18 protein-coding genes, 1 tRNA gene and 1 pseudogene are annotated in these 25,161 nt (G+C 36.3%); 8 read left to right on the top strand and 12 right to left on the bottom strand.

The window, feature by feature from the left end; all coding sequences use genetic code 11:
- Nucleotides 1-166: 166 nt before the first annotated feature.
- The 4 genes from J690_RS18965 to J690_RS18950 form a co-directional block, all read right to left on the bottom strand.
- A complete protein-coding gene (locus tag J690_RS18965; protein ID WP_032037504.1) occupies nt 167-1,054 on the bottom strand; it encodes a DUF6236 family protein in 888 nt (295 codons plus the stop codon).
- Nucleotides 1,055-1,093: 39 nt separating this feature from the next.
- Nucleotides 1,094-2,392, bottom strand: coding sequence for a Y-family DNA polymerase (locus tag J690_RS18960; protein WP_032037503.1), 1,299 nt, complete (start codon nt 2,390-2,392; stop codon nt 1,094-1,096).
- Nucleotides 2,389-2,886: a LexA family protein gene (locus tag J690_RS18955; protein WP_032037501.1), complete on the bottom strand. Its 498-nt coding sequence runs from the start codon at nt 2,884-2,886 to the stop codon at nt 2,389-2,391. Before J690_RS18955 ends, J690_RS18960 begins: the two co-directional genes overlap by 4 nt.
- 848 nt (nt 2,887-3,734) lie before the next feature.
- A complete protein-coding gene (locus tag J690_RS18950) occupies nt 3,735-4,373 on the bottom strand; it encodes an SOS response-associated peptidase (RefSeq protein ID WP_032037499.1) in 639 nt (212 codons plus the stop codon).
- Nucleotides 4,374-4,488: 115 nt separating this feature from the next.
- On the opposite strand from J690_RS18950, the gene J690_RS18945 reads away from it, so the two are divergent.
- A complete protein-coding gene (locus tag J690_RS18945) occupies nt 4,489-5,235 on the top strand; it encodes a hypothetical protein (protein ID WP_032037498.1) in 747 nt (248 codons plus the stop codon).
- A 233-nt stretch (nt 5,236-5,468) separates the two neighbouring features.
- On the opposite strand, the gene J690_RS18940 is transcribed toward J690_RS18945, so the two are convergent.
- Nucleotides 5,469-6,680, bottom strand: coding sequence for a tyrosine-type recombinase/integrase (locus J690_RS18940; protein WP_032037497.1), 1,212 nt, complete (start codon nt 6,678-6,680; stop codon nt 5,469-5,471).
- 352 nt (nt 6,681-7,032) lie between these two features.
- Nucleotides 7,033-7,407 carry a diacylglycerol kinase gene (locus J690_RS18935; RefSeq protein ID WP_032037495.1) on the bottom strand — a complete coding sequence of 125 codons (375 nt, stop codon included), beginning with the start codon at nt 7,405-7,407 and terminating at the stop codon, nt 7,033-7,035.
- A 106-nt stretch (nt 7,408-7,513) separates the two neighbouring features.
- On the opposite strand from J690_RS18935, the gene J690_RS18930 reads away from it, so the two are divergent.
- Entirely contained in the window at nt 7,514-8,476 is a 963-nt protein-coding gene (locus tag J690_RS18930; protein ID WP_032037494.1) for an MBL fold metallo-hydrolase, read from the top strand.
- Nucleotides 8,477-8,522: 46 nt separating this feature from the next.
- Here J690_RS18930 and J690_RS18925 read toward each other — a convergent pair whose 3' ends face one another.
- The gene (locus J690_RS18925) at nt 8,523-9,665 is read right to left on the bottom strand and encodes a glycerophosphodiester phosphodiesterase (protein ID WP_032037492.1); all 1,143 of its coding nucleotides are present in this window, start codon (nt 9,663-9,665) and stop codon (nt 8,523-8,525) included.
- Between the two features lie 263 nt (nt 9,666-9,928).
- Between J690_RS18925 and J690_RS18920 the strand changes: the two genes are divergently transcribed.
- Together J690_RS18920 and J690_RS18915 are read left to right on the top strand one after the other, a co-directional pair.
- Nucleotides 9,929-13,024 (top strand): multidrug efflux RND transporter permease subunit, encoded by a 3,096-nt coding sequence (locus J690_RS18920; RefSeq protein WP_032037490.1) that lies wholly within the window; start codon nt 9,929-9,931, stop codon nt 13,022-13,024.
- Nucleotides 13,025-13,094: 70 nt separating this feature from the next.
- Complete coding sequence (locus tag J690_RS18915) at nt 13,095-13,670, top strand: DUF4112 domain-containing protein (protein ID WP_032037488.1); 576 nt, start codon at nt 13,095-13,097, stop codon at nt 13,668-13,670.
- A gap of 48 nt (nt 13,671-13,718) precedes the next feature.
- Here the strand turns inward: J690_RS18915 and htpX are convergent, their stop codons facing one another.
- Both htpX and J690_RS18905 read right to left on the bottom strand, forming a co-directional pair.
- Complete coding sequence (gene htpX / locus J690_RS18910) at nt 13,719-14,624, bottom strand: protease HtpX (protein WP_002118851.1); 906 nt, start codon at nt 14,622-14,624, stop codon at nt 13,719-13,721.
- A gap of 259 nt (nt 14,625-14,883) precedes the next feature.
- Nucleotides 14,884-15,675: pseudogene (locus J690_RS18905) on the bottom strand (lytic transglycosylase domain-containing protein); the annotation flags it as partial.
- 573 nt (nt 15,676-16,248) lie between these two features.
- On the opposite strand from J690_RS18905, the gene ttcA reads away from it, so the two are divergent.
- On the top strand, nt 16,249-17,154 hold the full coding sequence (gene ttcA, locus J690_RS18900; protein WP_002118895.1) for a tRNA 2-thiocytidine(32) synthetase TtcA: 906 nt from the start codon (nt 16,249-16,251) through the stop codon (nt 17,152-17,154).
- Between the two features lie 204 nt (nt 17,155-17,358).
- Nucleotides 17,359-17,742 (top strand): SCP2 sterol-binding domain-containing protein, encoded by a 384-nt coding sequence (locus J690_RS18895; RefSeq protein ID WP_002118641.1) that lies wholly within the window; start codon nt 17,359-17,361, stop codon nt 17,740-17,742.
- A gap of 90 nt (nt 17,743-17,832) precedes the next feature.
- Here the strand turns inward: J690_RS18895 and J690_RS18890 are convergent, their stop codons facing one another.
- From J690_RS18890 to greB, 3 genes are all read right to left on the bottom strand, one after another.
- On the bottom strand, nt 17,833-18,945 hold the full coding sequence (locus J690_RS18890; protein WP_032037486.1) for an MltF family protein: 1,113 nt from the start codon (nt 18,943-18,945) through the stop codon (nt 17,833-17,835).
- A gap of 533 nt (nt 18,946-19,478) precedes the next feature.
- A complete protein-coding gene (locus J690_RS18885; RefSeq protein WP_032037484.1) occupies nt 19,479-20,453 on the bottom strand; it encodes a 3-oxoacyl-[acyl-carrier-protein] synthase III C-terminal domain-containing protein in 975 nt (324 codons plus the stop codon).
- A 238-nt stretch (nt 20,454-20,691) separates the two neighbouring features.
- Nucleotides 20,692-21,162 (bottom strand): transcription elongation factor GreB, encoded by a 471-nt coding sequence (greB, locus tag J690_RS18880; protein ID WP_032037482.1) that lies wholly within the window; start codon nt 21,160-21,162, stop codon nt 20,692-20,694.
- A 352-nt stretch (nt 21,163-21,514) separates the two neighbouring features.
- On the opposite strand from greB, the gene J690_RS18875 reads away from it, so the two are divergent.
- Nucleotides 21,515-21,604 (top strand) — tRNA-Ser (locus tag J690_RS18875).
- A 1,030-nt stretch (nt 21,605-22,634) separates the two neighbouring features.
- Nucleotides 22,635-25,161: ESPR-type extended signal peptide-containing protein (locus J690_RS18870; RefSeq protein ID WP_265596857.1), on the top strand; the 2,527-nt coding region annotated here is incomplete at its 3' end.

Raw genomic sequence — 25,161 nt, 5'->3', positions numbered from 1 at the left:
TAATGATCTGGTCAGTTGATACGGTTGCAAAATATAACGACTGCAAAGCAAGGCATGGCGCGCTTGTGAAGGCTCTTGAGTAAGAGCCTTTGCTTAGGACTGCAGTTGTGTAAAAGCCCTCTAAGGAGGGCTCAATTTTTATTGATTTTTCAAAATAGGTTGGAATTTAGAATATTATATTTTCTGAACGTGCACTAGAAATATATTCTAAATTAAAATCACCATGATTATATTGATTTAGCGTAACTCCATACTTTCTAGAAAGTGAAAACACGGAAAGTATAGAAGTAGCAATAGTTGCAAGCGGTATACCGTTTGATTTTAAATCTTGTATAAGGGCAGGGGTATTCATAGCAAGTGCTAGAATAGCATCACCAGTTAAGTCGATATTAACTTCAAAATCGCTTTTTTTTATAATTTTAAAACGCTCAAATACTGTTCTATCTAACTCCAAAATTGCATTTTCAAATCTTTTTAATTCAGTTTTTTGGATTACATCTAATTCTTCATGATTAAGTTTTTTTAATAGCCTATCCATAGTTAAGTGTAAACCTTCAAGTTCAGAAGCCCTTCTATTTTTAAACTCTAATAAATCGTCTAAAGAAAATTTCCCGTCAGACGACGGTATTGGCAAGGCATTAGTAATTCTAAGCCGTATAGTATCCTTTTTTGTAGAATGCTCTGGAAGATAAATAGGGTCACCAGACATATGGTGGATAATCCAATCAAAATCGTCATCTTTTAATTTTTTTTTAGCCACTTCACCAAATGTCCAGTGAATATGCCTAGCAGCGTCTACTTGTCCTATAGCTGGTAAACTTGGTCTTTCTAAGATACCCAATGACTCTAACTCATTCTCTAAAGGTAATTCCATATGAATTATTGAGCTTGTTGGAATAGCAATTTTATCCCAATACATTACATAATAAAAAATATCCTCAGGTATATATGTTCGCTCTAAAAACAGACTATTTCCATTAATAGCCATAATTCCACTAGGAGCCACAATGCCTCGATAAACTTTTTTTCTTTTAAATTGAATTATATTTGTCATTGAGATCAAGGTATTAGATATTTACAATGATTTTACTTTTTAAAGTTTAATAGTCAACAGTTCATCCCACCGAAATGGATTCCTACTCAATTTATCCCGCGACATTGACCAATTACGATTCGGTATAAAGCAGGGACCTACACCAACCTTTTTCTTTCCAAATTTGCTGTGAATACCATCTATAGCCTGCATTAAACATTCCTTTTTCTCTATTTGTTTAAAGTCAGTAAGCAAGTCATAAGTATGGCCAGACTTCGGCTCTAAACATGTCAATACTACGCCGCACTTCTTATATTTAATTCCTTCTTTGTAGATATCGTTTAACATCCTTGTCGCTGCTTTGACAAAATCTACTGCACAGTCAGTCGGTTCTGAAAAAGAGCCTGTAATAGATTTATTGTAAAAGGGCACATTTGGATCGAAAGGATTTGACTGTACAAAAGCAATCATGCATCCGCATAGTAGCCCTTCATCACGCAATCTTTTACATGCATCTTGAGCATACATAGAGATAGCTTCTTTAAGATCTGTCAATTCAGTTACGCGACCACCGAAAGACCGGCTTGCAACTATTTGCTTTTTAGATGGGGGAGTATGCTCGATCTCAATGCATGATATGCCTTGTAATTCGTAGATCGTGCGAGCCATAACAATAGAAAAGCGTTTTTGCATTTCACGTGGTTCAGCACAAGCTAGATCAAGCACTGTATTAATTCCCATGCTTTGCAACTTTTTTGCATGTTTACGGCCGACCCCCCAGACCTCACTCACATCTATTTGAGCAAAGTAGTATTCTTTGTTGCAAGGATCCATATTCACTAAATCACAAACGCTGTTAAAGCCGGGATTTTTCTTTGCAATATGATTTGCAATCTTTGCTTCTGTTTTACTTCTGCCGATTCCGACACAGACAGGTAAGCCTAACCACTTCCATATTTGTTGGCGCATTTGCTGGCCAACTTTTTCTAAATCAAAGTTCTTCTCATAAGCAGTGAAATCAACAAAGCATTCATCAATAGAATAAGGCTCAACCTCCTCATCTGTTACGTATGAAGCAAGGATCTTATGAAAGCGCCGTGACATTTCGGCATACATTACATAGTTGCTTGATAGCACTACTACGTTATGTTTTTGGACTATGTCTTTAATTTGGAATAACGGCACACCCATTTTTATATTTAGGGCTTTGGATTCGTTGCTGCGCGCCACGGCGCACCCGTCATTATTTGATAATACGATGACGGGTTTGTTATTTAAACTTGGGTCAAAGACTCTCTCACATGAAACGTACATGTTATTGACGTCAATTAAGAAAAAGACTTTGTTCTCATGTTTCATGAGTTTCTAATCATTTTAATGATGCAGGTGACAACGCCCCAGATAATTAATTCTTGGCCATCCATTAAATAAATATTTTTATAATCAGGATTTTCAGCTTTGAGCCATTGGCCTTTTTCATCAATCATTAGGCGCTTAACTGTAAAATCATTATCGATTAGTGCCACGACAATATCGCCGTGTTTTGCATCGAGACTGCGATCGACAATTAGTTCGTCATCTATATCTATGCCTGCATTGAGCATGGATAGCGAAGCAACTTTTACAATAAACGTTGCAGTTTCATTTTTTATTAAGTGCTCGTTCATATCGAGCGCTTTGTCTATATAGTCCTGTGCAGGAGAGGGGAAGCCAGCGGAAATTTTTTCAAGAGCGTAAGGGACAAGCAGGTGAGATGAAGGGATAACTTGCTTGATAGATAAGGCCTCACATAAAACTATACCTTGTGTGAGGTATGGTTTTATGTGGATGATGGATGGTGCAATTTCGCTCATAGAATATCCCTTGACTTGAATTTGTAACATATTCAAGATGATATGCTAGAGCACAGTTGAATTTCAAATTTAAAAAGTTGTGGATAAATAATGACTAGTCAGAACTTGTCGCTCATTATTGTGCATTTGGTCGGAAATTCTACAAATTAAATTACTTTGTAAGCTTGGAAAAATAGGGTGAAAAAAGTAATAAGAAAATTATAACAAAATGAGTGACTTCAAGAATTACTTGCAACTAAGTTGTTGATTCTAGACTTATCCACAAAGTTATCTATACGTATTTTTGATAGTTTTGCTATGGTATATACCGATATATCAAAAAGATAAAAAAATACTAAAAAGTCAAGATTGCTCAACTGGAAAAAATCCCATATCTTAACCACATAGAGGCACAATGCTTCTAGATTCCAAGCCATCAAACTCGATAATTTATTATTGATTAATTTTGGAAGGAATTGGGGCTACCCACAGTCGAATAGTTCTTGCCGGATCTCATCAACTGCGGGTAGTGAAACTTAGCTGCATTGCTTTACAACACAGTTCGCTGAAGTTCGTAACGCTGATAACGTTACTGACTTTAACGACGGAGAATGCGATATGAAATTTAACTCTAGTCTGCGACGCGCTGAAACGACGCTGACTGCGACGATAAACTTCGTTACGCAGTAACGTTATTAAAGCGCAAAACATGGCATAAGGCAATGCTGAATTATCGGAGCTTAAAGTGAATATTTTTATATTCTTTTGCTTGCGGGTACTTAGTATTTTTGCTGACTTACTCCAAGTAGCTGATTTCATTATTCGTTAATGATTCGCTGCTTATGATAGAAGTTTTAAAAGCCGCTGGTCTAGACTGGCGGTTTTTTATTGCGTTTCGGAAAATAATTTGACGTAAACTCTGCGACTGGTATCTCAAAGAAAAATTGATCAGCATCTTCTTTTTTACAGTTCAACCAATCTTCTCGATACTCTTCTGGAATGACGATAATCGATCTCTTTTCATCTTCTGGTTTATGGAACTGACTCATGAAAGGGTGATTATCTGCATTGATAGTCAACATTGACATAGATCTAACTTGTTGCCCATCAATCACAGTCGAATCATAAATAGCAGCTACTGTAAAAGGTAAGCCATCCTCTCGATAAATTCCCCATCTTTCCGCTTTACCATTCACATATCTCGGTTCATAGATCTTTTCTACAGGTATTAAAGCAAACTGGCTTTTAGCCCACGCATGTCGGAAGCTCGGCTTTTTATCTACCGTCTCAGTTCTAGCGTTATAGGTATACTTTGAGAATTTAAGGTCATGGTTCCATGGTGGAATCATGCCAAACTTAACTTGGCGCCATTCAATGTGGCCATCTTTAGAAAAAATAAGAGGGCAGTCGTAACCAGGATAAATATCGGTTTTATAGTCGAACGTAGGATCGAAGAGATCTAGTAGGTGTACCCGGTCTTTTGATATAGGTTCATAGTTTGCGCACATTATTATTCCCCATTTCTATCTTCTAGTAATTACTATGCAAGAGAAAATAATTAATATCTTTAGAATTTTTGTATGATATAAACATTTTGAAATTGTCATTTATGGGGTAAAAGCAATGGGTATAGCAGAAATAATTCAGATTGTTGATCACTACTTTAGACCTTTAATCATAGTTTTATCAACTGCAATCACAATTATTTTATCTTCGAAAAAAATAGGGAACTCTGTGGCTGCATATTATAGTAGTTCTTGGAATTCTTTATCTGCAGAGAGAATTGATGATATTGTATTAATAAACTATAAAGATAAACCTGTTCCTATTTTTGGTATATATGCTGTATTTGATAAACAATACATACTTGAGGTTGAAAAGTGTGATCCACCATTAATTATTGAACCTTATGGCTCAGTAAGTATAAAAACAAAACCACATAGTAAATTATATGTAAATGAGGATGAGTATGAACCTGACTATATGAAAGCTACATTATTGTTGGATTCAGTTGGAAAAATGATTAAATGCAAATCATATAAAAAGAATTTAATTGGAAGCCCAGATTTTAAACAAATAGGAAAGTTTACAAATAGCTTTAATGGGGTGGTACACGCTGGCAGACATCCTTATGTATTGTCATATATTACAAATGGTGAGCTAAAAACCACATTCATAAATAAATCAGGATTTTTAGAGCACGAGTGGAATTTTCCTTTTAATGGTATTAACTTGCAAGGGCAAGAGTTGAATGAAAGTCTTATAAATAATTTTTTAATTGAACAAGGGTATTCTGAAGTAATGACAAATTATTCTATTTCAAAACTTATAAATGGAAAATATATTCAAGTTTTAAGTAAGCCAGTATAATATAAATTTAAAGCTATTAATTTTCTCAGTTAATAGCTTTAAACTCTATATCATCCTTTTTAGCTTCTAATTATGCTCATAACTATATAATTATTTTGCAAACCCAACGACCATCCTATCTCTTTGTAAAATGGCTCACCATATTTTATTGTGTACTCAATATAAAAGTAGACCCAATCTTTCATTTGCTAATTCTCAATTATTTAGTAAGTGATTTTACATTTAAGGGCTTCTTAACTGGCCCAACTATCTACATGATCTGCCCACCATTGCATCATGTTTCTACGATCGTTTAGCCATTGGGCATGGTTATATGAAGCACGTGTTTTGTTATCTGATACGTGTGCAAGTTGTAACTCTACCCAATCTTGATTAAATCCATTTTCATTAGCAATGGTTGAGGCGGTAGCTCTTAAGCTATGCATAGTAAAATCAATATCCAGATTATCTAATGCTGTATTTAGAGTAGTTTTCCCTATCATCTCACCATCTTCACCCGGAAAGATATATCCACTATTTGGGTATAGCTCAAATTGTTCTTTTATTATTTCAATAAGCTGTTTTGATAAAGGAACAATATGCATCCTGTTCTTTTTCATATTACGTTTGCCAGCAAGAATTTCAGCTCGTGATACAGCCGGAATAGTCCACGTTTCATCCTCAAAATTAATAAACTCTTTTCTTCCACGTCTGATTTCAATTGATCTGAGCCAAGAATAAGTTGCCGCTTTAATAGCATTACTAGTGCTTTTTGAACCACCATATGCATTTAGCTTAGGGAATAATTCCTTTTTCTCAGTTTCGGTTAATGGCCTAGCATGCGTAACTTCTGGAAGCTTGATATATCCTCTTAAAGCATAAGTGGGATCAATAGAGATTCGTTTAGTAATAATGGCATAAGTCATAACCTCACCAATAATTTGCCTTACGAAAATTCCACGTGCTTCTCCAGTACCTTTACCTGACTTCCTGATTCTGGCCATAGTACTATCAAGCACATTTTTAATATCAATTGAATCAACTTCATGAATTGGCTTATTGCCGAGAATAGGGAAGATATCTTTTTTGTAATAACTTTTACGGCGTGTAAACCATTCTTCAGATTGCTGGCCTGTTTTCGTTTCGAGAAACTCAGCTGCAACTAAACTAAATGTACCAGTGTTTGCTTGAATGGCTTTTAATAATTCTTCTTGTTGGTAGCTTGAAGGATCTACGCCGTTGGCTAATTGTTTTCTAAATTCTAGAGTTTTTAAACGAGCTTCTGCTAAACTAACTTCTGGATATTGGCCGATTGTCAGCATGTTTGCTTTAGTTAGATAGCGATAACGAAAGCGCCAGAACTTTCCACCAGATGGGCGGACTTCTAGACATAAACCTGAATGATCAGCAACACGAAAGACTTTTTCAGTTGGTTTTAATCGTTTGATTTTTAGATCGTTTAACATGAAGTGTGAGTAACGCTATTTTTGAGAGATCTTACTCACAATCTTACTCACAAAATTCGGTAATGTCATGTAAGGCAAGTTCATACTAGTTCAGTATAAAAAATACTGAGTGACATTGGATCAAGTAGTTACTTCATAGTAGTTCATATAAGGTAATAATGATGTTAGGCATGATGTAATAACGCATCAACGCTTTAACCAAAAAAATCCCTGCTTATGCAGGGATTTTTTTATTTTTCACGTAATTTTAAGAAATAATTAAGTTCCATTATTTATATTAAAAACAGGAACAGCAGCTAGAAGTTCCTCTTTTGTTACAACCATGCTTATTTACTTGTAGGCATGGTTTTTTTTAACCTAATAAAATAATTAACCATGTAATAGCAATGATAGAGAGTGCAACAAATTGGGCAGCACTTCCCATATCTTTTGCATTTTTAGAAAGCTGATGTTTTTCAAGTGAGACTCGGTCAACCACAGCCTCAATAGCCGAGTTGAATAGCTCAACGATCATTGCAAAAAGACATACAATAATCAGTAACACATGCTCACTACGGCTCACATCAAGAAAAAAACTAACCGGAATCAAAATAATATTAATCAAAACAATTTGGCGAAAAGCTGCCTCATTTTTATAAGCTGCTTTAAATCCTGAAATAGAGTAGCCCGTTGCACTTAATATGCGCTTAAGACCGCTTTTACCCTTATAGGGAGAATAGCTATTCATATACTTATATTTCTGACACTTTTCATGCATTATATAATTTGGGTCTTAAAAAATTATTAAATCTTTTTTAAAGATTTCGACTTTATAACTCAATAGAGAAGAAAAGATGAAAAAATTATGTGTAGCGTTGGGCCTTGTAATTGGAAGCATCCATGCAAGTTATGCTGAACCAACAGCAACCCCGCAAGTACCAGGATATTATCACCATCAATTTGGAAACTACCGCGTAACTTCTTTGCTTGATGGTACGATTTATTTAAATCCTGATTTATTCAAAAACTTAAATCAGGCCCAGAAAACTAAAATCTTAACGAAATATGCTGCTGTTAATGAGAAAGGGATTCAAACCTCGGTAAATGCATTTTTAGTTGATGATGGAAAAAGCTTAACGCTTGTAGACAGTGGTGCAGCAAGTTGTTTTGGCCCGCAACTTGGCTCGATTGCAAAAAATATTGAATTGGCTGGTTATAAGCTTGCTGATGTAAAAACTGTTTTACTTACTCATCTACACCCAGACCATGTGTGCGGTATTGCTCAAAATGGAAAAGCTGTATTTCCAAATGCAACTGTATATGCACATGAGCGTGAAGCTGATTACTGGTTAAATCCAGCTTCTGAAAAAACAGTGCCAGCAGACAAAAAAGAAAATTATTTGGGTACTGTTAAAAACGTAAAAACTGCTCTTGCTCCATACCAAGCAAAAAAAGCATTCAAAACATTTAAAGACGGTGATGTCATTCAAGGTTTTGAGGTGATTGATACTCGTGGTCATACACCAGGTCATCATAGCTTCCGCTTAAAAAGTAATGATCAGCAAATCATTTTTGTTGGAGACATTGTCCACTCACATTCATTGCAATTTGATGCTCCAAAAACTGGGGTAGATTTTGATGTGAATTCTGAGCAGGCAATTAATACCCGTCTCAAAATGTTTGCTGAAATTTCAAATAAGCAACAATGGGTTGCAGCACCACATTTACCATTCCCGGGCATTGGCCATGTTTATAAAGTAAATGCTGAGCAATATCAGTGGATCCCACTTTATTTTGATAATGTTGTAGAGAAATAAAAAAAACAGGGCATTTATTGCCCTGTTTTTTTATTAAAAACTTTATTTATTTTGTGGCTTTTTCATAATTAATAACGGCTTCACGGCCAAGTGCTGGGTCATCTGTAAAGACTCCATCAACACCAGCTTTAAAATAGGCTTTAAACTCTTTTAAAGCACCAGACGGACAGCGCTCCGCTGGTTTATCTTGACTGCACTTTAAAGGAGTTGGTAAATAATTATTTTCTGGGCGGAAGGTATAAGGATGTACTTTCAAGCCAGCTGTATGTGCATCAGTAATAAACGAAGTCGTTTGAACTGAGCCACTGTCATTAAAGTTAAGAATATAGCCTTTGCTTGGCCCTACACCGTTTGCATATTTAGCCACGTCTTTTAAGCCTTGTGCTGTTGCTAAATCGGCATAAGTTTTAGTTTCGCCAGATTCAACGAAGTCGGCTGGTTGAGAGGTTTTAGCATCATATAATTGAATGATTTGTGCATGTTTAATCGTTTTATGAAGGTCGAGCTGATCTTTTAAATATTTTAGATTACTCACTTCAAAAGACTGTAAATAGACAGGTGCAATATCACGTGTATATTCGTATTTGGCTAAGGTTTTAAGAAGGGTATCTTCCATTGCCAGTTTCTGATTTTTAAAGTAAGTCGGATGTTTGGTTTCAATATATAAACCAATAATTTTTCCCGTTTTCTTATAATTTGCTTCAGCCAGTTCAATCACTTGCTCTAGAGTCGGGACAGGGTAGAGGTCATTATAGGCTGTGTTTGCTGGTCGGAACTCTGGAATACGTTCACGCGCTTTAAGCTGCTGTAATTCACTTAAAGTGAAGTCTTCTGTAAACCAGCCTGTTAAGTCTTTACCATCAATATTTTTTGTTGTTTTACGGTCTGCAAACTGAGTTAAAGTGCTTACATTGGTTGTTCCACCAATCTCATTTTCATGACGAGTAACCAATACGCCATCTTTTGTAGAGACTAGATCAGGTTCAATGAAGTCTGCGCCATCATCAATCGCTTTTTGATATGAAGCTAATGTGTGTTCAGGACGCAAAGCGCTCGCGCCGCGATGTCCTACCACTAAAATTTTAGGAAGTTGATATTCTGGTGTGGTTGGTGAGTTTTCAGTTTTATCGTCATCATTACAACCAACCAAGCTAATTAAACTTAAGCATAAAAGTGCTCTTTTAAACATAATTCTACTCATATTGTTTTAGTCGAAACGTATTTAGTCTGATGCTTGAACTTGACGTGATCATGAAGAATTCATGAATTTTCAGTGACACTTGTTAAAACCTTGTTTATGGGTTTGTAGGAAATACCAGTTCTTGCTTTGTTTTTGTTCTAATTGCATTTATTGTGTTAATTCTACTTGTCTTTTTTATATCGCTCGTTGATGATCAAGAGGGCAAATTTGGTATTGCCATCTGTTAATTGACGACCTAATTCTGAGCAGCCATGCTATCTAAATTTTTTATTCAGCGTCCCATTTTTGCCAGTGTACTCGCAATTATTGTTATGGCATTTGGTATTTTCTCGGTGCTGAATTTACCCGTAGAGCGCTATCCTGATATTGCCCCTCCTAAAATTACAGTATCGGCAAGTTATAGTGGTGCGGATGCACAAACGGTTGAGCAAAGTGTTACTCAGATTTTAGAACAACAAATACAAGGTATTGATAATTTACTTTATTTCAGCTCTACCAGTGATTCATCAGGACGTAGCCGAATTACTATTAGTTTTGATAATGGCACAAATCCAGATACAGCACAGGTCCAAGTACAAAATAGTATTAGTGGCGTCATAAGACGTTTACCTGATGAAGTACAACGCCAAGGGGTGACCGTGAGTAAGTCTCTCGGCGATACTTTTATGGTGGTAGGTTTATATGACTCTACAGGTAAATCGGGCAATATTGAGCTATCGGACTATTTAACTACGCATGTGGTAGATGACCTGAACCGTATTGAAGGGGTGGGTGAGTCTGATGTTTTCGGTTCGCAATATGCGATGCGAATCTGGCTAAATCCAGAGAAATTAAAACAATATAATTTAATGCCAAGTGATGTAGCGAATGCAATCACTGCTCAAAATACACAAGTTGCCGCAGGTGCAATCGGTGATTTACCAGTCATTGATGGACAATATTTAAATACGAAAGTCACCGCAGGGTCTCGACTAAAAACAGTCGAAGATTTTAAAAATATTGTAGTGAAAGCAAATCAAACAGCGAGCTATGTCTACTTAAAAGATATTGCTAGAGTCGAGTTGGGTGCAGAAAATTATCAGTCTTTTAACACTATTAATGGCTATCCGGCCGCTGGTTTAGGCATTTCACTATCTTCTGGTGCAAACGCGATTCAGACCTCTAAACTCATCCATCAAACTCTAGATCAGCTTACAACCAAGCTACCTGCTGGCTATAAAATTGTTTATCCACGAGATAATACGCCGTTTGTTCAAGAGTCTATTAAAGAAGTTGTAAAGACGCTTATTGAAGCCATTATTTTAGTTATTTTGGTGATGTTCCTGTTCTTGCAAAGCTGGCGCGCTACACTCATTCCGAGTATTACCGTTCCTGTTGTTATTTTAGGAACCTTTGCTGTTTTATATGTGCTCGGTTTTAGTATTAACACCTTAACGCTTTTTGCCTTGGTGCTCGCGATTGGTTTGCTAGTAGATGATGCGATTGTGGTGGTTGAGAATGTTGAACGGCTCATGCATGAACAGCATTTAACACCGAAAGAAGCAGCCATTGAGTCGATGGGAGAAATTAGTGGTGCCTTAGTCGGAATTACATTGGTTTTAACTGCTGTTTTTATTCCAATGTCGTTTTTAGGTGGTTCAATTGGCGTGATTTACCGTCAGTTTTCCATTACCTTAGTTGCGGCTATGGCATTATCACTCGTCGTGGCATTAGTCTTAACACCTGCGTTATGCGCTTTAATTTTAAAACCGAATCCAGAGCCTATGCGCTGGGCAGTTTGGTTTAATAAAAAAATTGATCAACTTAAAAATCAATATATCAAGATCGTTCAAACAAGCATCCGTTATAGTAAATCGGTTATCGTGATTTTTGTGGCTTTGATTGCTGTTTTTGCACTGTTCTATAGCGGTTTAAAAAGTGGATTTATTCCTAAAGAAGACCAAGGCATTTTAAGTGTTCAAATTAAGCTTGTTGATAGTGCCCCGATCTCACAAAGTCAAAAAATTGGAGAACAAGTCCGTCAATATTTCTTAACTCAAGAAGATAAGAATGTGGATTTGGTTTTGATTCGCTATGGCCGAAATTATTCTGGTACAGGGCAGAACTTGGCTCAGGGATTTATTGCCTTAAAACCTTGGGATGTGCGTACTGGAAAGGAAAATTCGGCTGACGCTATACAAAAGCGTGCGATGAAATATTTTAGTCAATTTAGTAATGCACAAATTAATGTAACATTACCTGCTTCAGTCAATGGTTTGGGCCAAACAGATGGTCTGGATTTATGGATTCAAGATTTAAATGGTCAAGGGCAAGATTTTCTAGATAACACCTTTCGCCAGTTGCAAACACAGAGCAAAAACTATTCAAGTTTTGAAAATTTTGATAAGCAATCTACTAATAGTAAAGCAAACCTCAATATCAAAATTGACCAGAAACAAGCATTAGCAAATGGATTAGAGCTTCCTGCGATTAACAACACTTTGTCGAGTGCGTGGGGTGGAACGTATGTGAATGACTTTATTGACCGTGGTCGTATCAAGCGCGTTATGATTCAAGGTGATGCCCAGTTCAGATCAAAACCAGAAGATTTATATAATTGGTCTGTACGTAATAACCAAAATGAAATGGTACCTTTTAGCTCATTTGCTAATTTCAGTTGGGGCGGCGCTCCTGAAATTGTAAAACGTTATATGGGTTATAGTGCCTTACAGCTTCAAGCCGATGTTGCAAGCGGCAGCAGTTCAGGTCAGGCAATGAAAGATGTTGAACAACTCGTAAATCAGCAAAAAGACGTTGGTTTGGCATGGACAGGTCTATCTTTTGAAGAACAGAAGTCGACAAATCAGGCCGTCTGGTTATATTTAATTTCGGCAGGCTTTATTTTCTTATGTTTAGCTGCTCTATATGAAAGCTTGAGTATTCCAGCCGCTGTGATGACCTCTATTCCGCTTGGTGTGGGAGGAAGTGTCATTTTCTCTTATATTTTCGGATTACCAAATGATGTGTATTTCCAGATTGCACTGTTAACCACAATTGGTCTGTCATGTAAAAACGCAATTTTAATTGTTGAGTTTGCAGCCTTGGCTCAAGAAAAGGGTAGGAATGCCATTCAGGCAGCTTTAGAAGGCGCAAGCTTACGTTTAAGACCGATTTTAATGACATCTTTGGCTTTTGGTGCAGGTGTGATTCCTCTTGTTTTTGCACAAGGCGCAGGGGCTGTAAGCCGTCAAGAAATCGGTATTAGTATTTTAGGTGGCGTAATGTTCGGTACAGTACTGGTTCTTTTCTTTATTCCAGTCATGTACGTGTTATTGCGTTCATTGTTTAGATCGAAAGCTGCTCGTTAAGTAAATAATTTAAAAAGAGGTATTAAATCAAGTATATTAAGATTAACTTCTCTTCATATATTTGATTTAGATGCCTCAAGAAAAAAAATTAACAGAGCAACAGGTCATTGTACTAGAACGAGATCTGGCCAAGTTCGCGACCATGATGGACAGCGCGGTTCGTATTCCTTTTACAAAGCAGGGCATTGGTGCCGATGCTGCACTGAGTACTATCCCGGTTGCAGGTGATGTTGCTGGTTTCGTATTGACCTGTTATGCCATCTATAAAGCTAAACAAATTGGTGTACCTCAACATAAGTTGACTCCAGTCATCAAACTCGCTGTTGTAGATGCTGTAGTCGGATTTGTTCCTGTGGCTGGGACTATTTTCGATATTTTTATACGACCGAGTCGAAAAGCATTAGATGTGGTTCATACGCATATACGCGAAGAATATAAGATCCAAAGTGATATTCATGTTGTTCATCCGTACTTACATGAAAAGCTCGAAAAGAAGCAGCAGAACTCAGCTTTCTGGCGTAATCCTGTGGTGAGTTGGTTATGGTTACATATACCCGATTTATTAGGCGCGTTTGTACTGCTTTTAATTGGCTTAGCTGTTTGGTGGGGCGCAAGTTACCTATGGGGTCTCTATCAAACTATGTAATAAAAAATAAAGCCTCCAGTTGGAGGCTTTATTTTTACATTAAACGTTTTATGGGCAATCTAATTGATGTAAAGCTGCCACACGTTGTTCAATTGTTGGGTGGGTTTGGAACAAAGCAGCTAAGCTGAAACCTTGTTCTTTACCTTCCGCAATTGCGAAAGCTTTCATTTCTTTTGGCATTTGATCTGGCATTTCAGTCTCAGCTTGTAGACGTAATAATGCAGAAATCATTGCTTGTTTACCTGCTAAACGTGCACCTGCTTCATCAGCACGGTATTCACGATAACGAGAGAACCACATCACAATGGCAGAAGCAAGAATACCAAAGACGATATCCAATACCATGGTAATAATGAAGTAACCCATACCCGGGGCTTCATCGTCTTGGCGACCAAAGACATTACGGTCGATAAAGTCACCAACTACACGAGCAAAGAACATAACAAAGGCGTTCACAACACCTTGGATGAGTGCTAGGGTAACCATGTCACCATTCGCAACGTGACCAATCTCGTGCGCAAGCACTGCACGTAGCTCATCTTTGTTCATACGTTCAAGTAGACCAGATGAAACGGCAACTAAGGCATCATTTTTGTTCCAGCCTGTTGCAAAGGCATTGGATTGATATGATGGAAAAATACCAACCTCTGGCATGTTGATACCAGCACGTTGAGAAAGTTCAGCGACTGTTTGCAATAACCAGCTTTCAGCTTGGTTACGAGGAGCATTCGGGTCGATCAGTTCTGTACCGGTCGTTTTCTTAGCCATCCATTTTGACATGAATAACGAGATTAAAGATCCCACCATACCAAACACAAAACAGATCACTAAAAGGTTGCCTAGATTCAAGCCACCCGCGCCATGGTAACTACCGACACCGAAGAGTGACAAAATAATGCCAGCTACAACCAGTACCGCGAGGTTGGTAAGCAAAAACAAACCAATCCGCATCATTGAGAAAATCCTCTTATAAATAAAATGTTATCTGATTTACAAATTCGAAATCATGAAGCTAATATGCGGGGCTTGGGGGAAAAATTCAAGAAAAAAATAAGGAATTGATACATTCTTTCATTTAGCAGAATGTGCCTAAATTTAAAGAATAATTGGCTAAGTTCGTCAAAATGGTAAAGATCAGGTAATAGATCATTACAATTTAAAACATCTCAACTTAGTTAAAATAGAACCGTGAGCCACCGTTCTTCTTCATTGTTTATTCAATTCGTATATGGGCAATTGCGGTAGCATTATTGGTGACATAAGTGCCTGTCGGTGCATCTGTATAACTACCGTCAGATAAGGTCACGATTTGACGAGAAGATGAATATTTAGGTGATTGAGTCGTAATTTGAGCTGTTGTGTTTTCTGCCAAATTAGAAGGATGTGAAACGGTTTGTACTGAACCATTCGTAAAAGATGAAAAACCTGAACCCGATGCATATAGGTTTTGGTATCGACTTGTTACACGGCGCACATAATCTTGTGTTTCACGGAAAGGGGGAATACCGCCATATTTGTCGACATTACCTTCACCAGCATTGTAAGCCGCAAGCGCCATTTGTGTGTTTCCATTAAAACGCTTGAGTAACCAGCTTAAATATTTAGCGCCTGCAAAAATATTTTGTTGCGGGTCATAGGCGTTAGAGACATTAAAACGACGGGCAGTCGCAGGCATGAGCTGCATTAACCCTTGAGCACCTACTGGCGAACGAGCTCTTACGTTAAATCCTGACTCGGTGTGCATAACGGCTTTAATTAGACCTTCTGAAACACCATGTTGTTGTGCAGCTTGTCTAATAATGTGGTCGAAAGCGTTCTTATTTTTATTGTAGCTTGGCAGAACAGAAGCTTCTGATGCTCCCCAGTTTGTATAACTATGAATATTACTATCAGGGTAATAGGTCACTTTTACTTTTTTAAGAGAGTGGTCATAGCTTTTTCGGTTGGTGAGCAATGTACTACCGTTTTTATCTTGGTAAATATACATTTGACCCGCTGAACTCGAAGTTATGCCGACCGTAAAAGTGGTCATCCCCAGCAAACAAGAAACAAGAAATTGAACCGAATTTTTCATTTTATGTTATTCACAATTTTTAGGTACTCAAAACTTGCAAAAGAGTTTATCAAAAAATATTACTTAAAGAAGATTTGTGTAATTTTTTTTATTTCGACTCTTTCAAAAAATCAAGCTGATTTGTTCGAATGCTCATCAAAAAAAATTAAAAAATTTTTTTAAAATGATTCTATTGACATGGTTAACTTGTTGATTATTAATAACAAAAAACATTGGTTAAAAAATGATCAATTTAAAGAAAACCCTTAACAGAAGGCCAAAACAGTTTGTCAAGTACGAAGAAATCCACAATTTTATCCACAGGTTTTGTGGAAAACTGTGGAAAAGTCCAAAAAGTAAGCATTTTGCACAAATTTTGAACGCTTCAGTCAAAATAGAGCATGTGTTTTGCATCATGCACGAGCAATGTGACGACTTCAAGAATTGAAACTATTCTTTTGATGCGATTCTCTTCTGAATCATATAAAATTGCGCGGTATTTTTATTTATGGGTATATCTCGTCTATGTACGCGCCAGTTGAGTCCAATCAGGGATTTAATTTTAAGCCTGAACTTCCAACAAGCTCGGCCTATTACCGTTTGCTCAAGAAGCTTCGCCGTCAAGTTGGGCATGCTATTCGTGACTTCAATATGATTGAAGATGGCGATAAGGTCATGGTGTGTGTGTCTGGTGGTAAAGACAGTTATACCTTGCTCGATATTTTGTTGCAGTTTAAGCGTATCGCACCGATTAATTTTGAGGTGGTTGCGGTTAACCTTGACCAAAAACAACCAGGCTTTCCTGAAGATGTTTTGCCTCGTTATATGGAAGAGAACAACATTCCATATTACATTTTAGAAAAAGACACCTATACCATTACTAAACGTTTAACACCTGAAGGTAAAACCTACTGTGCAGTGTGTTCACGTTTACGCCGTGGTTCTTTATATGGCTTTGCACAAGAGATTGGTGCGACTAAAGTTGCTTTAGGTCATCATCGTGATGACATCATTGCAACATTCTTCTTGAATTTGTTCCATGGCGGTAGCTTAAAGGCGATGCCTCCAAAGCTTTTATCGTCAGATAAAAAGAACATTTTGATTCGTCCTTTGGCATATGTTGAAGAAAAAGACATTATTAAATATGCCGAGATTCGTCAGTTCCCAATCATTCCATGTAACCTTTGTGGTTCACAGGAAAACCTACAACGTGCCATGCTTAATGAAATGCTACGTGAATGGGATAAACAATATCCGAAACGCTTACACAGCATTTTCGGGGCATTACAAAACGTATCTCCGTCTCAGTTAGCAGACCGCGAATTGTTTGATTTCGAGGCTCTAGATTCTCAGCGCGAGTTGGATATTAAAGATCCGGAAGAGCTTAAGAACCGTTTAGATGTCGTGAACTTAAGCTTCGCTGCTGAATAAACGCTAGCATCAAGAATGTTAAAGGCACTTTATAAACAAGTGCCTTTAATGTATCAAAATACTAAAAAATGAATGTTCCGTACAAAAAGTCATAGCCCAAAATTTAAATTACATGCTATAACAAGCCACAAGCAGAATTGCTTCACATGATGTTGTCTGGATAGACAACCAGAGAAATTGAACAAATAAATTTGAGGAAGAATCATGCCTGCATTTTTAACTGAAGATTGGTTTGCGACTGTCGAAAAATTAACTGCTGAAGCAGGTGATCTTAATTTGCCGCCCGCTCTTGCGAACTTGGCAATTAATTTAGTAGTGACAGATGCTTCTGGAAATACCGAATTAGCTTTAGATGGGGGTAAAATCCAAAAAGGTTTGTCTTCAAATGCCAAAACAACTTTAAATATGGATGCTGAGACTTTACGTAAAGTATTCTTAGAGTTTGATATGGCTGCTGCCATGCAGGCATTCATGACTGGTAAAATTAAAGTTCAAGGCGACATGTCTCAATTAATGGCTTTACAAACAGCTAAGCCAAGCCAAGAACAAAAAGATTTGTTTAAGAAAGTATTAGAGCATACTGCTTAAACTTAAAAGAATTCATATAAAAAGCTTACCCAAAGAGGTAAGCTTTTTATTTGTACAAACAATGAATTTATCAACTTTTAAAAATAAAAATTAGATATTGATTCGTGTTTGCGCCGTTTTGATATGTTCAAGATAAGCACGGATACGAGTGACATATTGAACTGCTTGCTTATATCGACCATTTCGCGTTTTATTGCTTTGCAAATAGTCATAGAGGTTGACCCATTTGTTCGGATCTTTCCCTTGAGATTGCAAGCGCTTCTGAATCTGACTTACCGCACCTGGTCCCATGTTATAGGCCACAAGCGCATACCAGTTCCGATCAGGGAACGGAATATTATCAAATTCGGTTAGCATCAGATCGTAATACTTCGCGCCGCCCTGAATACTCTGAGCAGGATCGCTACGATTGCTTACACCCATTGCTCGAGCAGTACTATTGGTTAACATCATTAAGCCACGCACACCTGTGGGAGAAACAGATTCTGGCTTTAAATATGATTCTTGATAACCAATTGCAGCAAGTAAATGCCAATCTAGATCATACTTCGCTGCGCTTTGCTTAAAGCTCGCTTTGTAAATCGGTAAACGTGTGCTTAAGTCACGTTGAATGGTTGACCATGCTTCTGGTTTCACCACATTGCGGTTATAAAAAGAGGCAAGTTGTTGGGTCACACCATTTTGCTTACTTTGGCATACAAAGCCGCTGGCGGTCTGTGTGAGTGGGTCATCAGCCTGTTTAAATACCCAACTTAACTCAGGATTTAAGCCATTTTTTTGCAAATTTGCTGTGTCACCACAAGTTGCAGAAAAAGACATTAAACCTTTGTTTTCGATTGTGCTTAAACCTGCTGTAGTCATCGCAAAGTTTGCTTTACCTTGCTGAACCCATCTAAGTGCAGTGGCATTGTCTGCCACGATTTTAAAGTCCAGCTTTACATTTAGGTTCTGCGCATAGTTACGTGCTAAATCATAACCAAAACCATGTAAAAACTGATCTTCTTTGAAAACGGTTGTCGGGTTTTCTACCGCAACAACAGTTAAAGTGTTTGTGTTAACTACAGTATTGTACTGTAGGGTTTTTCCTGCATTAAGACTATGAAATGGGAGAAGTATAGTACTGAGTGCAAGAGTTTTTAACGGGAGAGAAGAAAATAAAGAGTTAAGGCAAAGCCTCGACCCAGAACTTGAATTACTGTGCATGTTGTCTCCGCTACAGATAATTTATGCCCTAAAAGTCAGACAAAAAGCTGCCATAACTTCTAAAAGTTGATAAATTCAATAAGGGGTGGGCAGTCATGACGTCATTCAAAATGACATGAAATGAAAAAAACAAACTGTGTAGAAAATCTACATAGTTTTCGAGTGGGTTAAAAAATGCTCAACATTTAAACTGCGCGCATCATAATATTGAAAAAAAGTAATGTCAAATTTTGTACAATTAAAACTTCGATATATCATCATAAATACATGAATTTCTTAAGGAAGAAAATTTATACACTTCTGATGTGAGAAAATAGGGTATAAAATGCTACATTTTGTAGCCATCATGTTAGTACAACGTGAAATTTAATTTAGATATTAAGTAAATTGATATAAGTTAAATAATTGAAAAAATAAAATAATTTAGTTTTGTTCTAATAAATTTAATTTGTTTATAATTAAATTGAAGTTAAAAGATACTTGTTAAAAAAGTATCTTTTAACTAAGGTAATATTTTTATAAGTTATTTTTCATTAAATCTTCCATAACATTACACCGGTCTGATAACCAGCTCCTAAAGACCAAAAAACAATAATATCGCCTTTATTTATAAGTGATTTTTCTAAACGTTTTTTATAGGCAATAAAAAAACTACTTACTCCTGTATACCCATATTGATCTCCAATATATTCAATTTTTTCAGTAGGTATATTGATTTTATCCTGAAGAATGTCAATATTAGATTTTGTAAATTGAGATAATAAAAAACAAGATATGTCTTCAATTTTTAAATTATTTTTCTTTAATAACTTTTCTAACGCGTCCGCAGCAAATTCCACGCTTTCTAAACCAGTAAATGGTGCCCAATGAATTTTTTGTTCCTTACTATGATAATTCGTTAAACCATGAGGAGGAAAAACAATAGTTTTACAAAAACTACTATCTGTCTGATACATCCTGTCAATAATGCCTGAATCACCAGTATTTTTTTCAAGTATTATGGCTGCTGCTGCATCTCCTACAATTGTTGAAGGAATTGGTTGCTTTTCATCTCCGAGCATTGTTAGATGGTCAGATCCAATCACTAGTGCACGTTTGTAGCTCTCTTTAGACGCTAGTAAAACTGATGCCTGTTCAAGGGCAACAAACATTCCTAAACAATTAGCATTTATATCAAAGCATATACAGTCAGTTTTAATATTTAGTTCTGAATGAATAAGTAAAGCATTAGTTGGAGATAGATATTGTAATGTTGTAGAGGAAAAGATAATAATATCAATACTATCATGTGAAATATTATAATTTTTTAATAATTTTTTTGAAGCATGAATTGCCATTGTGAGAGCATTTTCTTCCTCATCAATAATTACATGCCTTTTATTTCTACCTACTTTTCCAAAAATTCTATTTAAACTGTCTTTATCTTCAAATTTATTTAAATAGTAATCATTATTTCTAATTGTTTCTGGATGATAGGTTGATATAGCAGAAATTTTTATACCTTTCATATTTAAATAATCTCTTTATTATAAAAATAAAATTTTGTTTGGTTTTTAATCTATTATCGATGGCATTTTATTTATTTTTTTAATTTTAATTTTAATTTTTTTTATTTTTATACATGAACTTATATAGATGTATATTAAAAATCAATGAGCTATATTGATTTTCAATGACAATATAATTCAATATTATATTTTACTTGATTATATTGTAATAAAAAATTAAATTATTAAATAGAAGGAATTATTGATAAGAGATGTTTGTTATATACCAAATCATTTTACCCTTAGGAGTTTGAACTTGTATTTCATCATCTATACTTTTACCTAAACAAGCTTTTGCCATAGGCGATTGCAAAGAAATATAGTCCTTACGACCGTAAATTTCTTCATCGCCGACTATGCGAAATTTAATAGCTTCGCCTTCGTCATTTTCTAACTCAACCCATGCTCCAAAGTATGCTTTTCCGTCTTGTTCAGGGCTATATTCAACTTTATGTGCGACTTCAAATAGTTTGGTTAGGTATCTAATTCTACGATCAATTTCACGTAGTTTTCTTTTGTTGTAGTGATAGTCTGCATTTTCTGAGCGATCACCAAGACTGGCTGCCCATGACACAATTTTAGTAATCTCTGGACGTTCTTTTCTTACAAGATCATTTAACTCATCTTGTAATCGTTGATAACCTTCAACCGTTAATAGTTTGCGATTCATCATATGGCCAAAACTTCTTTCATATAGATAGTTTCGTTAGAAACTACATCAGGAATTAAAACTTATCAGTAATTGCAAAGAGCAGAATACCCTGAGTAAAGCGTAAAACTTCTTATCTTTGTGACTATGTTATCAAAAATATAGACGAATATCATTTAGTTATGCCAAGAGTGATCTGCTGTCAAAGATAATTAAAATTCTCAAAAGAAAGTTTTGTTTAAGATGAAAAGAAGGAATAAGTAGATAAAAACTCAAAATCTGAAATATTTTGTTTTTATTTTGAGCGGTTGAATTAAAAAATTAAATAAAAGATTTGCCAACTTCAATTTTTATTTATATTATAGCGCTCGTTGGAAGCGTGGCAGAGCGGTTTAATGCACCGGTCTTGAAAACCGACGAGGGTGTGAGTCCTCCGTGAGTTCGAATCTCACCGCTTCCGCCAAAATTTTTTAAACGGAATCAAATGTATAATTTGGTTCCGTTTTTTTATTACAATTTTGGAAATCTTCTAAATTTTAGTAATCCTCTCTTATTCTCATCTGAATTAATTTACTTCGTATATCGTTTTATTAGCATCATGATACTATGATTATCTTGTAAAACTACACATTAGGATTTAATGCATTTGTTAAAAATGTAGTCACAGTTAAATTCGCTTATAAGAATTTTATTGATATGGATCTATTTGTTCAATTAATACATAACCTGTCAGGTGAGTACGATAATTTTAGAAGCTCGGTAGTACATTTAGGGTACTATCATGAAATACTAGTACAGGAGAGGACATCTAAAGTACATCTATTTCTAATTTATAAATTATGTACAAATTGAACATTTTTTGGTATTTTAAAATGAGAATCACATTGTTCAGGCATAGTGTGGTCTATATTGCATGTATTATGCACGGCTCAATGCGATTGCTATGAGCTTTTTTTTCGTCTGTAGTTTTGCATGGTAACTGGGTAAATTTATGAATATCTGGAACTTTATTAAAAGTTTTAATACAGTAAACACTTATTTAATTCTTTCTTTTTCTTTACTTTTTATAATAACTACTTATTTTTATTATATAAATCCAAGGTAAAGGTATTGGTGTTTTGCTCATCTCTAGAAAATTATAACTTTAGATAGTCATACTAATTTAATTATTAGATAGAATCCGCCCCCTAGATTTTGAAAGTATTTTCTAAGTCAAAGTCTAGAGGGGGAATTAAAAGAATTTATTAAAACTTGTCCTTGATTACTAAAATTTAAAAATAATAAATATTTAAAAATCAATAAAATATTGATTTTTAAAAGGATGGTCATAGTTTTATTTAATTTTAATGTGCATATTGCACATTTTGTGTCTTGATGATAATTTGATCACACTAATAGAAAAATTGTTGCTGCAGTTATAGCTGTTATACCTCTTGCAGTTAACTCAAGCACAAGAATATTTCCAACCAACATATGCAAAAAAGGAAATTAAAATGAATAAGATATATCGGTTAATCTGGAATGAGGTTTTGGGAATTTGGGTTACTGCATCTGAGCTATCTAAAGCCAAAGGGAAGCGTAGTTCAGGTAGCAATATTACAAATGTGGGTATTAGTCATACATCTAGCAAAGTTAAACATAATCAATTTATTGTTTTTTCTAGGAGTGCTCTCTTTTCTGGCGCTTTAATATCAACTGGTGCTTTTGCTGCAGGTAGTGCAGACATAGGAACACCAACAGTAACTGCGGCTATCGGACCGAGCAATAGCTGTGTGAGTCAAGCGGCAACCAATCTTACTAGTGCTGTTCCATGGACATGTCTTGGTCAGACTGCAACAGGCGGTTTTACCCTCATTAATGGTGTGCAGGCCAATGCGCAAAATGTTGCTCAGACAAATCTAGATGCAAGAGCTTCTGGGCAAGAAGCAATTGCAATTGGTTTTATTGATACAACCGCTTCGGGCACGAATAGTGTGGCAATTGGAGAAACTGCTAATGCGTTAGGTAAAAACTCAGTTGCTATTGGTAAAAATATAACGGCAGATAACTCTGATATAAATGAAGACCTATCTAATAATGTAGCGATTGGATCTAACAGTATAGCTAGTACAAAAGGTAGTCAATATACTATAGGTTCTGGAGGTGCCGTAGCTATTGGTTATGGTGAGGATGCTAATGGTGTCGGGGCTGTAGCGATAGGCTCATCTAATACAGCTGAGGGTGATGGTGCAGTTGCAGTAGGTCGGATAAATAATGCAATTGGAAGTGGCACTATTGCGCTAGGGGACAGTAGTTCTGCAAATGGAAATCGAGCAGTAGCATTAGGTTCAACTGCTGATGCTGTTGGTAATGCTGCGGTAGCTATTGGTGATGGTGTAAAAGCTCATGGATGGAGTGCGATTGGAATTGGACGTGTTGCAAATGCTGATGCAGATGCAGCGATTGCTCTGGGTGATTATGCTCAAGCATTAGCTTTTGGATCATTGGCTTTTGGACGTGAGTCTTATGTAGATACAAATTCTAATGAATCAATTGCTCAAGGTTTTGGAAGTTCAGTGATAACGGCACGAAATGCTGTAGCAATTGGAAATGATGCAACCGTAAATAATCGTAATAGTGGTATTGCTATTGGTGATAATGCACAAGTAATTGTGGGAAGTCACGTTAATGATGTGAATGGCCTACCTGGATCTATAGCAATAGGTCTAAATGCTCGTTCAGTAGGTGGTAGCGAAGTTATTATCGGATCTTATGCCGCTCAAAATGCACAACGCTATGATGATGGTGTTAAAAATACCTATGGTTCAGATAGTGTTATGTTAGGCAATCAAGCTGGGCGTAATTCTCAATATCTATATGCGACATTTATTGGTGATCAAGCAGGCCAAAATAGCATTGGTCAACATAATAGTTATGTAGGGCAAAATGCGGCACGATACCGAACTGGGAGCTATAATACGGCTCTAGGTAGTAATGCGTTAACAGGAATTAGTAATACTACAAACTCTACTGGTGAGTTTAATACTGCTATTGGTACGGCTTCAGGGGTCAACCTAGAGGGAAATGGCAATACATTAACAGGTATGTATACAGGTCAACGTATTATTGGAAATAATAATTCGGCATTCGGATATAATTCTGGTTCAAATATAAAAGGAAATGAGAATATTGCTATAGGGTACTTTTCTGGGGTTTCTTCTCAAGGCAATAACAATGTTCTTTTAGGCTCAAATTCTAATATAGGTGTAAATACTAATAATGTTGTAAGTATTGGAACGAATACTCGAGCTACTAAAGAGAATTCAATTGCTTTAGGTGCAAATGCAAATACTGTTAGTGATGCAACACAAGAGTCAGAGGTAAATTTAAATGGTTTGACCTATGGTAATTTTGCGGGACAAGTTACAAATACAGGGATGCAATTGTCAGTTGGTTCAGCGGGAGCAGAACGTCAAATTAAAAATGTAGGGTCTGGTGCTATTTCCGAGACTAGTACAGATGCTATCAATGGTAGTCAGTTATATGCAACGAATAATATATTAGGTAATGTTGCTAATAGTACAATAGATATTTTAGGGGGTGATGCTGTTTTAAATAGTAATGGCACACTTTCAATGAGTAACATTGGTGGTACTGGACAAAATACAATTGATTCAGCAATAGCAGCATCCAGAACCGAGGTTGCAGCGGGAACGAATGTTACCGATGTCGTTAAAACTACAGGCAGCAATGGACAGGATATTTATACGGTAAATGTCAAAGGTAGCACTGCGTCAGCAGGATCAAGTGCAGTTACGGTAACGGCAGGTACACCTGATGCCAACAATGTTACGGACTATGCAGTTGATTTGAGTCAAAGTACCAAAGACAGTCTGGTTAAGGCAGATACAGCCTTACAAAGTGTGGTGACGCAGATTGACGGAGTTGATGTTAAGACAGTCAATAAAGATGACAACAAGGTTAACTTTGTGACTGGAGACAATGTTGAGTTAACAGCGAATGCGGATGGCAGTATCACGG

It is taken from the genome of Acinetobacter sp. 742879, from assembly GCF_000588535.1.
Lineage (GTDB): Bacteria > Pseudomonadota > Gammaproteobacteria > Pseudomonadales > Moraxellaceae > Acinetobacter > Acinetobacter pittii.
The sequence above is the reverse complement of the archived record's forward strand: the minus strand, read 5'-3'. Positions and strand labels throughout refer to the sequence as shown.

Excerpts from the sequence above, each read along its gene's own strand:
- ttcA (WP_002118895.1), top strand. The coding sequence starts at position 16,249 with ATGTACGCGCCAGTTGAGTCCAATCAGGGATTTAATTTTAAGCCTGAA.
- J690_RS18930 (WP_032037494.1), top strand. The coding sequence starts at position 7,514 with ATGAAAAAATTATGTGTAGCGTTGGGCCTTGTAATTGGAAGCATCCAT.
- J690_RS18960 (WP_032037503.1), bottom strand. The coding sequence starts at position 2,392 with ATGAAACATGAGAACAAAGTCTTTTTCTTAATTGACGTCAATAACATG.
- J690_RS18915 (WP_032037488.1), top strand. The coding sequence starts at position 13,095 with ATGCCTCAAGAAAAAAAATTAACAGAGCAACAGGTCATTGTACTAGAA.
- J690_RS18885 (WP_032037484.1), bottom strand. The coding sequence starts at position 20,453 with ATGAAAGGTATAAAAATTTCTGCTATATCAACCTATCATCCAGAAACA.
- J690_RS18890 (WP_032037486.1), bottom strand. The coding sequence starts at position 18,945 with ATGCACAGTAATTCAAGTTCTGGGTCGAGGCTTTGCCTTAACTCTTTA.
- htpX (WP_002118851.1), bottom strand. The coding sequence starts at position 14,624 with ATGATGCGGATTGGTTTGTTTTTGCTTACCAACCTCGCGGTACTGGTT.
- J690_RS18940 (WP_032037497.1), bottom strand. The coding sequence starts at position 6,680 with ATGTTAAACGATCTAAAAATCAAACGATTAAAACCAACTGAAAAAGTC.
- J690_RS18895 (WP_002118641.1), top strand. The coding sequence starts at position 17,359 with ATGCCTGCATTTTTAACTGAAGATTGGTTTGCGACTGTCGAAAAATTA.
- J690_RS18935 (WP_032037495.1), bottom strand. The coding sequence starts at position 7,407 with ATGAATAGCTATTCTCCCTATAAGGGTAAAAGCGGTCTTAAGCGCATA.
- J690_RS18955 (WP_032037501.1), bottom strand. The coding sequence starts at position 2,886 with ATGAGCGAAATTGCACCATCCATCATCCACATAAAACCATACCTCACA.
- greB (WP_032037482.1), bottom strand. The coding sequence starts at position 21,162 with ATGAATCGCAAACTATTAACGGTTGAAGGTTATCAACGATTACAAGAT.
- J690_RS18950 (WP_032037499.1), bottom strand. The coding sequence starts at position 4,373 with ATGTGCGCAAACTATGAACCTATATCAAAAGACCGGGTACACCTACTA.
- J690_RS18925 (WP_032037492.1), bottom strand. The coding sequence starts at position 9,665 with ATGTTTAAAAGAGCACTTTTATGCTTAAGTTTAATTAGCTTGGTTGGT.
- J690_RS18965 (WP_032037504.1), bottom strand. The coding sequence starts at position 1,054 with ATGACAAATATAATTCAATTTAAAAGAAAAAAAGTTTATCGAGGCATT.
- J690_RS18920 (WP_032037490.1), top strand. The coding sequence starts at position 9,929 with ATGCTATCTAAATTTTTTATTCAGCGTCCCATTTTTGCCAGTGTACTC.
- J690_RS18945 (WP_032037498.1), top strand. The coding sequence starts at position 4,489 with ATGGGTATAGCAGAAATAATTCAGATTGTTGATCACTACTTTAGACCT.